General features: G+C 59.7%; 12 protein-coding genes. 4 read left to right on the top strand and 8 right to left on the bottom strand.

Features of this window, described 5'->3' with window-relative positions; genetic code table 11:
- Positions 1-150 precede the first annotated feature (150 nt).
- The 4 genes from AAEO81_RS23765 to minC all read right to left on the bottom strand — a co-directional run bounded on the left by AAEO81_RS23765 (position 151) and on the right by minC (position 2,920).
- Positions 151-786 carry a pseudouridine synthase gene (locus AAEO81_RS23765; RefSeq protein WP_341959479.1) on the bottom strand — a complete coding sequence of 212 codons (636 nt, stop codon included), beginning with the start codon at positions 784-786 and terminating at the stop codon, positions 151-153.
- A gap of 125 nt (positions 787-911) precedes the next feature.
- Complete coding sequence (minE, locus tag AAEO81_RS23760) at positions 912-1,166, bottom strand: cell division topological specificity factor MinE (RefSeq protein WP_166593368.1); 255 nt, start codon at positions 1,164-1,166, stop codon at positions 912-914.
- Positions 1,166-1,978: a septum site-determining protein MinD gene (minD, locus tag AAEO81_RS23755; protein WP_081565987.1), complete on the bottom strand. Its 813-nt coding sequence runs from the start codon at positions 1,976-1,978 to the stop codon at positions 1,166-1,168. Before minD ends, minE begins: the two co-directional genes overlap by 1 nt.
- Before the next feature lie 195 nt (positions 1,979-2,173).
- Positions 2,174-2,920, bottom strand: coding sequence for a septum site-determining protein MinC (gene minC / locus AAEO81_RS23750; RefSeq protein WP_166593367.1), 747 nt, complete (start codon positions 2,918-2,920; stop codon positions 2,174-2,176).
- A 145-nt stretch (positions 2,921-3,065) separates the two neighbouring features.
- On the opposite strand from minC, the gene AAEO81_RS23745 reads away from it, so the two are divergent.
- Both AAEO81_RS23745 and AAEO81_RS23740 read left to right on the top strand, forming a co-directional pair.
- A complete protein-coding gene (locus AAEO81_RS23745) occupies positions 3,066-3,998 on the top strand; it encodes a lipid A biosynthesis lauroyl acyltransferase (protein WP_341959478.1) in 933 nt (310 codons plus the stop codon).
- A 19-nt stretch (positions 3,999-4,017) separates the two neighbouring features.
- A complete protein-coding gene (locus AAEO81_RS23740) occupies positions 4,018-5,253 on the top strand; it encodes a patatin-like phospholipase family protein (protein ID WP_166593365.1) in 1,236 nt (411 codons plus the stop codon).
- Between the two features lie 143 nt (positions 5,254-5,396).
- On the opposite strand, the gene AAEO81_RS23735 is transcribed toward AAEO81_RS23740, so the two are convergent.
- The 3 genes from AAEO81_RS23735 to AAEO81_RS23725 all read right to left on the bottom strand — a co-directional run bounded on the left by AAEO81_RS23735 (position 5,397) and on the right by AAEO81_RS23725 (position 8,997).
- Positions 5,397-6,251 carry a pirin family protein gene (locus AAEO81_RS23735; protein ID WP_341959477.1) on the bottom strand — a complete coding sequence of 285 codons (855 nt, stop codon included), beginning with the start codon at positions 6,249-6,251 and terminating at the stop codon, positions 5,397-5,399.
- Positions 6,252-6,902: 651 nt separating this feature from the next.
- Positions 6,903-7,706, bottom strand: coding sequence for a VacJ family lipoprotein (locus AAEO81_RS23730; RefSeq protein ID WP_341959476.1), 804 nt, complete (start codon positions 7,704-7,706; stop codon positions 6,903-6,905).
- Positions 7,699-8,997 carry a serine/threonine protein kinase gene (locus AAEO81_RS23725; protein WP_166593362.1) on the bottom strand — a complete coding sequence of 433 codons (1,299 nt, stop codon included), beginning with the start codon at positions 8,995-8,997 and terminating at the stop codon, positions 7,699-7,701. The genes AAEO81_RS23730 and AAEO81_RS23725 overlap by 8 nt, the downstream gene beginning before the upstream one ends.
- A 239-nt stretch (positions 8,998-9,236) precedes the next feature.
- Here AAEO81_RS23725 and AAEO81_RS23720 point away from each other — a divergent pair, with 239 nt between their 5' ends.
- Complete coding sequence (locus tag AAEO81_RS23720; protein WP_341959475.1) at positions 9,237-9,602, top strand: hypothetical protein; 366 nt, start codon at positions 9,237-9,239, stop codon at positions 9,600-9,602.
- A 683-nt stretch (positions 9,603-10,285) separates the two neighbouring features.
- Here AAEO81_RS23720 and AAEO81_RS23715 read toward each other — a convergent pair.
- Entirely contained in the window at positions 10,286-11,866 is a 1,581-nt protein-coding gene (locus AAEO81_RS23715; RefSeq protein ID WP_341959474.1) for a glycosyl hydrolase family 17 protein, read from the bottom strand.
- A gap of 419 nt (positions 11,867-12,285) precedes the next feature.
- Between AAEO81_RS23715 and AAEO81_RS23710 the strand changes: the two genes are divergently transcribed.
- Positions 12,286-13,143: a glycine betaine ABC transporter substrate-binding protein gene (locus tag AAEO81_RS23710; RefSeq protein ID WP_166593359.1), complete on the top strand. Its 858-nt coding sequence runs from the start codon at positions 12,286-12,288 to the stop codon at positions 13,141-13,143.
- Positions 13,144-13,253: the final 110 nt, after the last annotated feature.

Below are 13,253 nucleotides of genomic sequence, written 5' to 3'. Positions count from 1 at the left end.
CGGGCGTTTGGCCTTGGTGCCAGGCTCTTAAGGCTTACAACTCGGTCTGTCAGGCTATGGCGCGTTTAAGCAAATGTAGGAGTGAGCTTGCTCGCGATCAGGCCCGAAGGGCGTCAGAGTAACCATCTCAAGCCAGCAGATCCCAACCCCTCAAAACGGCGCTGGACACTCGAACCGCAGCCGCTCTTTCGTCACCGGATGGGTAAACGTCAACATGCTCGCGTGCAGGCACAACCGCGGGTACGCCGCCAATGCCTCGGGATGTGCATACAACCCATCCCCCAACAACGGATGCCCGATCGATAACATATGCACGCGCAACTGATGAGACCGACCGGTAATCGGTGTCAGCTCCACCCGGCAGTGTGTGTCATAGCGCTCCAAGACCTTCCAGAACGTCAGCGCATGTTTGCCGAGTTCGTGATCCACCACATGTCGAGGTTTGGTCGGCGGGTCGTAGCGCAACGGCAGGTCGATGCTGCCGCTGTCCAGCGCCGGTTGTCCCCACGCCAGTGCCGTGTAGGCCTTTTCGGTTTCCCGGTCATGAAATTGCCGAGACAACTCCCGATGGGTGTCCGCATCGCGGGCCAGCAGAATGATCCCGGACGTTTCCCAGTCCAGACGATGGACAATGCGCGCTTCGGGGTAGCCGTTTTCCTGCAGGCGCGTAATCAGGCAGTCCTTGTTGTCGTCCGCACGACCAGGGACCGACAGCAGCAGGGTGGGCTTGTTCACCACCAGAACGGCATCGTCCTGATGGAGAATGTGGACATTGGACAGCGGCATCGAACAGCCTCGTGGCACTCTCAGAGCAAAAATCGGTGTGTTTACAAACGCCAACGGCGGCTCGCTCACCGCAATCCCGCGAAGGGATCAGGGCAACCGAGCCGCCGTGGCGACCGCCTGTTCGATCAACGATCAGGCAGGGTGATGTTGAGCTCCAGAATCGAGTAGCTGCCCTCGTTGTCGAGCGCAACCTGCACTTTGTCGTCCTCGATCTGGACGTATTTACGGATCACTTCCACCAACTCTTTTTGCAGAGCGGGCAGGTAGTCCGGGGTACTGCGTTGGCCGCGTTCATGCGCCACGATGATCTGTAGACGCTCTTTCGCGACCGATGCGGTACTGGGCTTTTTGTTGGCACGAAAGAAGTCAAAAATGTTCATTAGTTACCCCCGAACAGGCGTTCGAAAAATCCTTTTTTCTGTACGTCCAGGAAGCGATGCTCACGGTCTTTGCCCAACAGGCGGTCGACGGCATCGCTGTACGCCTGACCGGCGTCGCTCTGGTCGTCGAGGATGACAGGCACGCCCTGGTTGGAAGCCTTGAGCACAGCCTGGGATTCAGGAATCACGCCGAGCAGGGTGACGGCCAGGATTTCCTTGACGTCTTCCACGCCCAGCATTTCGCCCTTGCTCACGCGCTCAGGGTTATAGCGGGTCAGGAGCAGGTGCTCCTTGATCGGGTCTTCGTTGCGCTCGGCACGGCGCGACTTGCTGGCCAGCAGGCCCAGCATGCGGTCCGAGTCACGGACGGAGGAGACTTCAGGGTTGGTCACGACGATCGCTTCATCGGCGAAGTACATCGCCAGGTGAGCGCCCGTTTCGATACCGGCAGGGGAGTCGCAGACGATGTACTCGAAGGATTCCTTGAGCTCCATCAGGACCTTTTCCACGCCGTCTTTGGTCAGCGCTTCCTTGTCACGGGTCTGGCTGGCGGCGAGGACATAAAGACCTTCGATCTTCTTGTCCTTGATCAGCGCCTGTTGCAGGTTGGCTTCGCCATTGACCACGTTGACGAAGTCATACACGACGCGACGCTCGCAACCCATGATCAGGTCGAGGTTACGCAGACCGACGTCGAAGTCGACGATGACCGTTTTGTGGCCGCGCAATGCGAGGCCGGTACCGATAGCGGCGCTGGTGGTGGTCTTGCCCACACCACCCTTGCCGGATGTAACCACGAGAATCTTGGCCAAGGTGTATCACCCCTAAAAGTAGGACGGCTAGTCCCTGAATAGCCCCTCATCACGCAGCGTTTTTCGAACAGAGAAAGAAACGAGCGTCTTGCGATGCTCATGTTTCGAGAAAACAAATGAATTTCCCGGTTTTCCTTTCCCTTTGCATCGTTTTCGCGACGAATCAGAGTGGCTTTGAAAATGGCGCAGTATCCGTTAAAGACGGATGATGTTCAACACGTCACCGGACAGACTGACTTGTACCCCGGCCCCCCAGAGAGGGTCACGTCGCAGGTCTTCCGCAACCTTGTATTGCCCGGCGATGGAGACCAGTTCGGCCACCATTTGCTGGCAGAAAATCCGGGCCTTGGTGTCGCCCTTGATGCCTGCCAGTGCCCGGCCCCGCATCGGGCCATACACATGGATGTTGCCATCGGCGAGAAGTTCCGCACCGGGACTGACCGAGGAAATCACCACCAGGTCCGAACCTTGCGCGTAAATCTGCTGGCCGCCGCGCACGGGAGCCGTGATTATCTTGGTCGGCTTGATCAAAGGCTCCGGTGGTTTTTCCACCACTTCGGGCTTTTTCTTTATTTCACCTTCCGTCGGATCGAGGGGTCTTTCACGCGCGCCGGAAGGCGGCAGGACCGGCAAATCGATGGCAATGGCGGCGGCGATGTCTTCGATGCGGTTGGCGCGAATGGCCAGGGTGCGCAGGCCGTGATGGCGACAGATGCGCATCATCGCTTGCAGATCGACGGCGCCTTCGTTGGGCGGCAGCTTGTCCAGCGCCAGCACCAGCGGCGTATTGCTGAAGAAATTGGGCGCCTGAGCGACCTTGGCGGCCAGCTGACGATCCAGCGCTTCAAGGTTGTTACGGGCCAGTTCCAGCACGGTGATGGCCAGCATGCTGCCCTTCAGCTGGAACACGGGGTCCTTGTCTTGCAATTCGATTTGGCTCATGTCGGCATACAGCGGCTTGTCGCTAAAAGTGCCGAGACTTATAACGAGAACGCCCGCGAGTCGCAAGGGAGCCGCAACCGACGAAGCGTCACCGAAGTGCTCGAACCGATGTAGAATGCCCGCCTTTGTCCTGACGGAAGCTGTAATGGAACGCCCGCGTTTTCGAGCCCAATTTCTTCATCCCCGCTTCTGGCTCCTGTGGCTGGGACTGGGAATGCTCTGGCTGGTGGTGCAGTTGCCGTTTCGGGCGCTGGTCGCGATAGGCCGGGCGCTCGGCGGGGTCATGTATTACTTCGCCACCGATCGTCGCATCATCGCGGCGCGCAACCTTGAACTGTGTTTTCCGCAGTATTCGAAAGCCGAGCGCAAACGCCTGCTCAAGGAAAATTTTGCCTCCACCGGGATCGCCTTTTTCGAAATGGCCATGAGCTGGTGGTGGAGCCCTACGCGCCTGGCCAAACTGGCGCACATCGAAGGGCTTGAACACCTCAAGCAGCCTCATGAGCAAGGGCAGGGCGTCATCCTCATGGCGCTGCACTTCACCACGCTGGAAGTCGGCGCAGCGTTGCTGGGTCAACAGCACACTATCGACGGGATGTACCGCGAGCACAAGAACCCGGTGTTCGACTACGTTCAGCGCCGGGGCCGCGAGCGGCACAACCTGGATTCCATCGCCGTCGAACGCGAAGACGTGCGCGGCATGATCAAGCAACTGCGCAAGGGCCGCGCGATCTGGTACGCGCCGGATCAGGACTACGGCGTCAAGCAGAGCCTGTTCGTGCCGCTGTTCGGCATTCAGGCCGCCACCGTGCCGGCCACCAGCAAATTCGCCACCCTCGGCCGCGCCTTGGTGGTGCCGTTCACTCAGGAGCGTCTGGCGGACGGCAGCGGGTACAAGCTGGTGATTCACCCGGCATTGACCGATTTTCCCGGCGAGAGCGACGAGGCCGATTGCCTGCGCATCAATCAATGGGTCGAGCGGGCCGTGACGGCCTGCCCCGAGCAGTATCTGTGGGCACACCGGCGGTTCAAGAGCAGGCCGCCCGGTGAGCCGAAGCTGTATAAAAAGCGGGGCTGATACCTAGGGCTGAGGTTTTATGACGACAAGCGCAGCAGAACAAAAAACAGTCAACAGCGCTTCAACGGTTCCGGTCGGTCGCGAGTCGATCACCGGGCTGATCCTTTCCGGCGGCGGCGCTCGGGCGGCCTATCAGGTGGGCGTGCTCGCAGGGATCGCCGACCTGCTGCCTGCGGGCGCGAAGAACCCGTTTCCGGTCATCGTCGGCACGTCTGCGGGCGCCATCAACGCGGTGAAACTCGCCAGCGGGGCTGCGCAATTTCGCACGGCTATTCATGAACTCACGGTCTTCTGGCAGAGCTTTCGCAGCCATCAGGTGTTGCGCAGCGACTGGTCCGGGGTGATTCGTCAGGCGACCCGGTTCTTCGGGCGAAGCCTGCTGGGCATCGGTCGCAAGCAGATCCCCGTGGCGTTGCTCAACAGCTCGCCGTTGAAAGATTTGCTGACCGAGCGCCTGAACCTCGAAGGCATTGATGAGGCCATCGAAGGTCGGCATTTGCGGGCCGTTGCGGTCACGGCGTTTGGCTACGAGTCGGGGCAGGCGGTCACGTTCTATCAGGGCAAAGGCACCATCGATTCTTGGCTGCGGCACCGGCGCGTCGGCGTGCCAACGCGGCTGACGGTCGATCATCTGCTGGCGAGTTCGGCGATTCCGCTGCTGTTCGCCCCGGTCAAACTTGAACACGAATATTTCGGCGATGGCGCGGTGCGGCAATCGGCGCCGATCAGCCCGGCGCTGCACCTGGGCGCCAATCGGGTGCTGGTGGTGGGCGTCAGCGGCAACCCTCGCGGGCCGGGGGCGAACAAGCCCGTGCACCGGGTCGTGAGCGGCGCGCAGCCAAGTCTGGCGCAGATCAGCGGGCACATGCTCAACAGCACGTTCATTGACAGCCTGGAGAGCGACATTGAGTTGCTGGAGCGGCTGAATTTGCTGAGTCGCATGTTGCCCTCGCCACCCGAGCCGTCGCCGCAGGTGTCCGAGCAGCCGACGCCGGTGCAGTCGCTGGCGCCGGTGGAGGTGCTGGTCATTTCCCCGAGCCAGCCCCTCGACGAAATCGCCGCTCGCCACCGTCGCGAACTGCCGCCTGCCCTGCGCACCTTTCTGCGCGGGCCCGGCGCGACCAAGACCAGCGGGGCAGGGGTGTTGAGTTATCTGCTGTTCGAGTCGGGATATTGCAGCGAATTGATCGAACTGGGCCGCCGCGATGCGATGGCCCAGAAAGAGGAGCTGATGCGGTTTTTGGGGATCGCGTGAAGACGGATTCATCCGATAGGCTGGGATCTGGTGTAGGAGCGCGCTTGCCCGCGATTGCGGTGGGTCAGAGGCGCATGTGTCACAGGCAGACCGCCATCGCGGGCAAGCGCGCTCCTACAGGGGCGTAGTGATCGGGCGATTGTTTATGCCGTCAATTTGTCATCCCGAAAATCCCGCAGAGCCTGTTCGATCTCTTCGCGGCTGTTCATCACAAATGGGCCGTATTGCACGATTGGCTCATTCAGTGGCTTGCCCGCGATCAGCAACACCTTCGCGCCGGTCGCTGAATTGAGCTGCACTTCGCCATTTTCTGACAACCGAGCCAGACGGCTCTGACCGAGCGTTTGCGCGCAACCGGCGATCTCGATTTCGCCTTCGTACACGTACAACAGCACCCGGTGGCCTTCAGGGACTTTCGGGCTGATTGATTTGCCGGCTGGAAGGTGGAAGTCGAAATACTGCGGTTCGGTGTCGGGCCGCTGCACCGCGCCTGCCTGCTGCACCTGGCCGTCGTCGAACTGACCGGCGATCACCACCACGTCCACCCCGTTCTGCGTGGTGATGCGCGGGATGCGTTCTGGCTGAATGTCTTCGTAACCGGCGTCGCCCATCTTCGATTTGCCCGGCAGGTTCAGCCACAGCTGGAAGCCGCGCATCATGCCTTCTTCCTGTTCCGGCATCTCGCTGTGGATCACGCCACGCGCAGCGGTCATCCATTGCACGCCGCCGCCTTGCAGCAGACCGACGTTGCCCATGTGGTCTTCATGGCGCATGCGGCCTTCGAGCATGTAAGTCACGGTTTCGAAGCCGCGATGCGGGTGCGGTGGGAAACCGGCGATGTAATCGTCAGCCTTGTCCGAGCCAAATTCGTCGAGCATCAGGAAGGGGTCGAACAGCTCGACGCCAGGGCCGCCGAAGACCCGCGTCAGCTTGACGCCCGCGCCGTCCGAGGTCGGTTGACCGGTCTGCATGGACAGCACTTTGCGAAATTGAGTCATGGGGCGCACTCCGGAAGAGGGTGGGAATGGCGCCTATGGTATGCCGGTTGAGACGATGGATGGGTGACGTTTTTGCGAGGAATTGATCGGGTTGTTAGATGGATTTGTGGTCCGCGGGATCTCCTGTGGGAGCGAATTCATTCGCGAGACGTCGGTACAGTCGATAGATTTCTGTCGGTTGTACGGGCCTCTCGCGAATGAATTCGCTCCCACAGTTCAGTCCGCGTCAGACGAAGCATTGCGTGGCGACACTGAGTCCGCTTCCACAGTTGAACCTGTGCCAGACACCGCTTTGTATGGCGAAGCGGAATCCCTGTAGGAGCGAATTCATTCGCGAAGAGGGCCGTACAGCCGCTACATCTCCATCGCCTGGTACACCTATTCGCGAATGAATTCGCTCCCACAGTTCAGTCCGCGTCAGACGAAGCATTGCGTGGCGACACTGAGTCCGCTTCCACAGTTGAACCTGTGCCAGGCGCCGCTTTGTATGGCGATGCGGAATCCCTGTGGGAGCGAATTCATTCGCGAAGAGGCCGGTACAGCCGACGCATCTCTTGCGTCTGATCAATCCTTCGCGAATGAATTCGCTCCCACAGGGGTCATCCAGCGTGTCAGAGAGTGACGCGTTTCAGACCCCGCGCAAGGCACTCATTACTCCTGAATCTGCAATTTCCGCGCTTCGGTGTACACGTACCGCACTTTCTCGTACTCGAACGGCGAGTCCATCTGGCCGTAGCGGAAGCTGGTGGTGTAGCGGCGGTCAATCGCGCGCAGCAGGTACAGTTCCGGATGGTCCTGACTGACCTGCGCCACGTTCAGGAAGTTGATCTGCGATTCGGCAGTGAAGTCGAACACCAGGCCGCCGGTGTCACGCAGGTTCGAAGGCCCGAGAATCGGCAGCACCAGGTACGGCCCTGCCGGAACGCCATAGAACCCCAGGGTCTGACCGAAGTCTTCGCTCTGTTTCGGCAGCCCCATCCACGTCGCGGCGTCCCACAAGCCCGCGACACCAATGGTGGTGTTGATGATCAGACGGCCCGTGGTGTCCAGGGAGCGCTTGCCCTTGAACTGCAACAGGCTGTTCAGCAGGTTGGGGATGTCGCCCAGGTTGCTGAAAAAGTTGCTGACGCCGGTGCGCACGAAGCTTGGGGTGATGTATTTATAGCCGTCGACCACCGGCAGGAACACCCACTCATCGAAGCGATAGTTGAAGTGGTAGACCCGACGGTTCCACGACTCCAGCGGGTCGTAGACGTTGAGGGCGTTCAGCGACGAGCGCTCGAATTCCTGGGCGTCCAGACCGGGGTTGAATTTCAGCGACTTCAACGGCTCGGTGAAACCGTCCGGGTTCTCGATCCGCTTGACCGGCTGGGCTTGGGAAATGATCGGCGCATCAGCGGCATGAACAGCGCCTGCACAAAGCAGAGCGGCAGTGAGCAATAGACGTTTAGCCACGGAAAAACTCCAGCATGGCGTCGCTGTTGACGCGATAGTTCATGTTGCCGCAGTGACCGCCATACGGGTAAACGGTCAGGCGATCGCCAAAGGTCTTGCGCAGGAAACCGAGGTCGCCCGGGCCGAGGATCACGTCATCGGCGTTGTGCATCACGGAAATTTTCTTGCTGGTGCTCAGATAATCCTTGAGCGCGTACAGGCTGACCTGATCCACCAGTTGCAGCAGGCTGCCGCCGTCGGTGCGGGCGCGCCACATCGGGATCACTTGCTCGGTCACGTAACAGTCGAAGTCACATTGCAGCGCTCGCTTGAGGAACGGCGTGAGGCTGGTGCCTTCGCTGATCGGCGTCTTCGGCGGGGTGATCAGGCCGCGACGGTTGATCAGGTCGGACGTGAACGCGATGTCGGCCGCCGAGAAGCGGAACGACGTGCCAATCAGCATGGCCATCTGCTCGTTGGACAGGTGCTGCTTGGACTGCTGGAAGTCGTAGAGCAGCGCGTCGTTGAGGTCGATGTAGCCTTTTTCGCGGAAGTAACGGGTGAGCTTTTGCAGCACCAGTTCATAGAAGGTGGTGCTGTTGGTGATGCCCTTCACGTCGGTCTGGACCATTTTGTCCAGGTTGGTGATCGAGGTGTAGAGGTTTACCGGCGGGTTGATCAACAGCACTTTCTTGAAGTTGAAGCTGCGACGGGTCTCGTCCAGTTTGCTGACGAAGGCCGCGTCCAGTGCGCCGAGGCTGTAGCCGCTGAGGTAATACTCGGTGACTTGCAGCTTGTTCTGCTGCGCGCGAACCGCCTGCATGACGCGGTACAGGTCTTCGGCGTCTTCAGACGTCACCCCAGGCGTCGCGAATCGTGAGGCGGCGCTCATGAAGTCGTAGCTGGTGGGCGACGACAGCTGTACGACGTTATACCCGGCTCCGTAATAGAGACGCTTGAGGTATTCGTTGAGGGTGCTGTTGTAAGGGGCGCCGGTGCCTGCGATCAAGAAGATCAGTGGCGCGGGATGGTCTTGCTTGGCGAGGCGGTAACGCAGTTTTTTCACGGCCCAGAAGTTGTCGGGAAGGGTGAATTCGCGATCCGGTCGCAGCGTCAGGCTGTAATCATCCTGATCGATGTCGGCGTCGTCTGGCACCTTCGCCCGCAAATCAGGAGGCGTCGTGGCGATGGTCGCTTCGAACGGGTTGGTCAGAGGGAAGCCATAGCTGGACGGATCGATGTCGACCGCCATCACGGACGCACTCAAGAACAAGCCGCCTGAAAGGGCGGCGAGGCGTAAAAAACGAAGCATGACTGAATCCCTTGGGAAAGAAGTGCTGTTGAGATACGCAGGCTATGACACGGGGGGCGTGCAAAAAGTGCCGTAGTGGCAATTTGCATTTAATCCCTCGCCAACCCGAACAAATCCTAGGCGACAATACACGTTCTGGCTCGAGTGGCGTGTGAGGTTATGCGTTTAATGTGGGGCGTTTCATGTCCCGGGTCGACTGCGGATATGCTGGGCGTCGTTTTCCTGCCTTGGGGTGTTCCGTGTCGCGTCGTTTCCCGCTGATCGTGTCGGTGTTTGCCTTGGTGCTATGGCTGACGCTGAGCTATGGCCTGCGCTACGGACTGATGGAGGATGTGCAGTGGGTCGGGCAGTGTTCTGACCATGCGTTGCAGTGGCAATGCGTGGTGCGCTCGGACCTGGGATGGCTGATTCATTTCGGCGTGTTCGGCTGGGGTGCGCTGGTGACGGCGGTGATCGCGTTTTGCGTGCCGGGCAAGGTGGGGCGGGTGCTGGCGGGAATTGGGTTGCTGCTGGGGATGCTGGCGTTGGTGTTGTATTCGGCGAGTCTGGCGGTGTTCGCGGTGGTGATTGCGGGGCTGCGGCTGGTGCGGGCAAGACGACGCTGATTTGTAGGAGCCGGCTTGCTGGCGAAAACGCTTGTCCAGCCACCTCTTATGCTGAATGACGCACCGCATTCGTCCGATCGCGGCCCGCAGCAAGCCGGGTCCCACACATGTGATCACTCTTTTTCAAATCTCAGACAGCATAAAGGGGAGCCGAGGCTCCCCTTTAAATCGTTGCACGTGCTCTTTTTTTATTGTTTTAGGGCGGTCTGTTGTTGTTTTTGGCAACCGTTCCCTTTCCAGCGTCTTCAGTGATCCCCATCCGGGATACAAGAGCAAACGTATTTTTTTGAGCGCTTATCTGCTTCGATCCATGGCCTGAGGCGAGGATCCAACCCGTTCTGGACGCTACCTGACGGTAGTTTTATTGTTCTCTGTCGGGCTGCGAGGCCAAGGCCTCTGTAAAGCACATCTACTCCAAAAAAATCTGTTGGCTGCGTCTCTGTGCCGTTGTTCTTGTTATGTCAGAGCCGATTCATCTTATTTTTATTGGGTTTTCACATTTTGTTCTTGTTATGCAGGAGATATAGCAGGCAGCGTGCCAACTTTTTAATTCCCTTTAAAATCAATGGCTTGGAAAATACGCTCTGCCTAGGTGTTAATCCGAAAGGACTATTCTGTTTCCGTGTTACCCGTATTCTGTTTTGGAATGACGTCAGCGGTAACACAATGTGTTCCTCACCCCGTCACTCGCGCGCACGCTCTGGCTCGGGGCTCGCCGCGCTGAGATGCACACTGCGCCACAACGCGAGGGTCATCAGCACGCTGACCGCCGCCCACCCCAGAGCCTGAGGGTTGCTCAGCCCTTCGCGAATCAACTGCGGCACGATCCCGATCCCGATGATGCAAGCCAGCAACGTGGCTTCCCTGCGCGGCGCCTTGACCGGTCGCAGCAGATAAAAGAGGGCAGGCAGCCACAACGTCGGGGTGGCGAAGCTGCGGTAGCGCGGGTCGAAGACCATCGCCAGCATCATCACCGCGCCCGCGAAGCCTGCCGCGCTCAGCCACCACCCGGCGCGGGACTCGAACCAGGCGAAGCCTCGGCCGCGCCACCCTTGCCGGGCCGAGAGCACCAATGCCGCGTGCATCAGGACCAACAGGTTCAGCAGGATCAAGGCGACGGCCCACAGGTATTCCCCGGCAAAGCGACTGGTCACCCGCGCCACTTCCCCCCATGTACCAATGCACGCGCCGCCGAATACGGCGAGCAGCGGGACGATCAACGCGCTGCGAGACTGCGTCACGCGGCCTGCCAAAAACAGCGCCAGCAGGCCGATCACACCGCTGACCGCCAGCCAGAACGGCCAATACGGCAGGTTCGACACCGGCCCCGTGAGCACGCCTTTCTCCTGTCGGTCGGCGTCGAACAAGCCCCAATAGCCCCCGACCGCGCCCTCGGCTTCCCGCTTCCAGGGTTGGTCGAAGGCTTCGATCAGGTTGTAATGCCAGCCGTGCTGTTCGGCTAGGGCGACGAAGCTGCGAATGAATTTCGCCTCGTTGACCCGGCTCGGCAACGCTGTCTCACGTTGACGCCCCTCGCTGGGCCAGCCGGTTTCACCGATCAGGATGTCCTTGGGGGCGAATTTTTCGCCGAAGCGCTGACGAATCTGCGCGACGTGGGTCAACGCGTCGTCGATACCCTTGGGGTCGTCTTCCCAATACGGCAGCAGGTGAATGGTCACGAAATCCACGGCAGGCGCGATCTCCGGGTATTGCAGCCAGTATTCCCACACATCGGCGTAGGTCACCGGCTGTTTGACCTCGGCTTTCACCTGACGAATCAGTTTGGCCAACTGAGGTCCCGTCACTTCTTTGCGTAACAGCGTTTCGTTACCGACGATCACAGCGGTGACAACGTCCGGGTAGGCATTGGCGGCGGTGATCAATGCCTTGATCTCGTGCGCGGTGTCCTCGGGGCTGGCATTGACCCACGCGCCAAGCATCACTTTCAGCCCGTGCTTGCGCGCCAGTTCAGGGATCGCTTCAAGGCCGGTCATTGAATAGGTACGGATGCACTCGAAGCGCGTGGCGAGCAACGCCAGGTCGGCATCCATTCGAGCAGGTCGGGGCGTGAACGGCTGATCGAAGGGCGACTGGTCTTTATCGAAAGGGGTGTAGGACGCGCATTGCAGCTTGTGCGTCGGCGTCGCGGCATCCGGCAGCACGACGGGTTTGCCAAGGGTGTACCAGTAACCGCACAGGGCAATCAGCGCGATCAGACAGGAGAGGAGATACGTCAAAACAGGCGAGCGGAAGGGGACGGGCATGGCGGGGCCGAGAAGGAGCAGAGGACCGCAGCATAGCTCAGGGGGCCCTCAAAACGGCAGGCCTCACGCTACACGTTGGGGCATCGCCGCTTTGCTTTTTCTTGCCGTTCAAGGCTCGAAACTCGCCGCTGCTTTTAAAGCATGCAAGTTTCGGACGGACCGGGCCCTCTTTTACGACCTGTTTGTCGTTGATGGCCCTGTGATGTCGTTTCCCGCTGTCTGAGTGTCGTTGACAGGAAAGGCACAAGGTCGGTGGGGGTTGATGATCGGCTCGTCGATGCAGCGAGTGCTGCTGCGAAGGCAAGTGGTTGAAGCGTGAAAGTTAAGCGGTGCGCCAAATGCGTGCGCGGGCTGCGAGCTTAAAAAAACGTTAACGATACCCGACCGCCGTCGGGTGCAGGACTACCGGGGAAGTAACGATGAAGATGCGAAATATCCTGGGTGCGGGTGCCGCGCTGGCCCTTGCTATCAGTTCCACGCTGGCCATTGCCGCCGACAAACCCGAGCTGAGCATCGGTTATGTGGATGGCTGGTCCGACAGCGTTGCGACGACCAACGTCGCAGCCGAAGTGATCAAACAGAAACTGGGCTACCCCGTGAAACTGCAGGCAGTCGCCGCCGGGATCATGTGGCAGGGCGTTGCTACCGGCAAACTGGACATGATGCTGTCCGCCTGGCTGCCCGTGACACACGGCGAATACTGGGAAAAGAACAAGGACAAGGTCACCGACTACGGTCCTAACTTCAAAGACGCCAAGATCGGCCTGATCGTGCCTGAGTACGTGAAAGCCAACTCGGTTGCCGACCTGAAGACCGATGAGTCCTTCAAGAAGAAAATCGTCGGCATCGACGCGGGTTCGGGCGTAATGATCAAGACCGACCAGGCCATCAAAGACTACGGTCTGGACGGCTACAAACTTCAGGCGAGTTCCGGCGCTGGCATGATTGCCGAGCTGACCCGCGCTGAGAACAAGAAAGAATCCATCGCCGTCACCGGTTGGGTGCCGCACTGGATGTTCGCCAAGTGGAAACTGAAATTCCTGGAAGATCCAAAAGGCGTTTACGGTGCAGCTGAGACCGTGGACAGCGTCGGCAGCAAAGAGCTGGCCACTAAAGCGCCAGACGTCGCTGACTTCCTGAAAAAATTCCAGTGGAGCAGCAAGGACGAGATCGGCGAAGTCATGCTCGCCATTCAGGACGGCGCCAAGCCAGAACAGGCTGCGAAAGACTGGGTCGCCAAGCACCCGGATCGCGTCAAAGAGTGGACCGGTAAGTAATTTGCCGCAAAAGATTCATGCGTGACCCGAACCGCCCGGCGATCTCTCGCCGGGCGGTTTTTTGACTTGCCTACAACCGCTTCTGCCCGCAGGGCGTAGGAGCAAGCTTG

The organism is Pseudomonas sp. RC10, assembly GCF_038397775.1.
Classification (GTDB): domain Bacteria; phylum Pseudomonadota; class Gammaproteobacteria; order Pseudomonadales; family Pseudomonadaceae; genus Aquipseudomonas; species Aquipseudomonas bambusae.
This window is presented reverse-complemented; position numbering and strand designations above follow the sequence as displayed.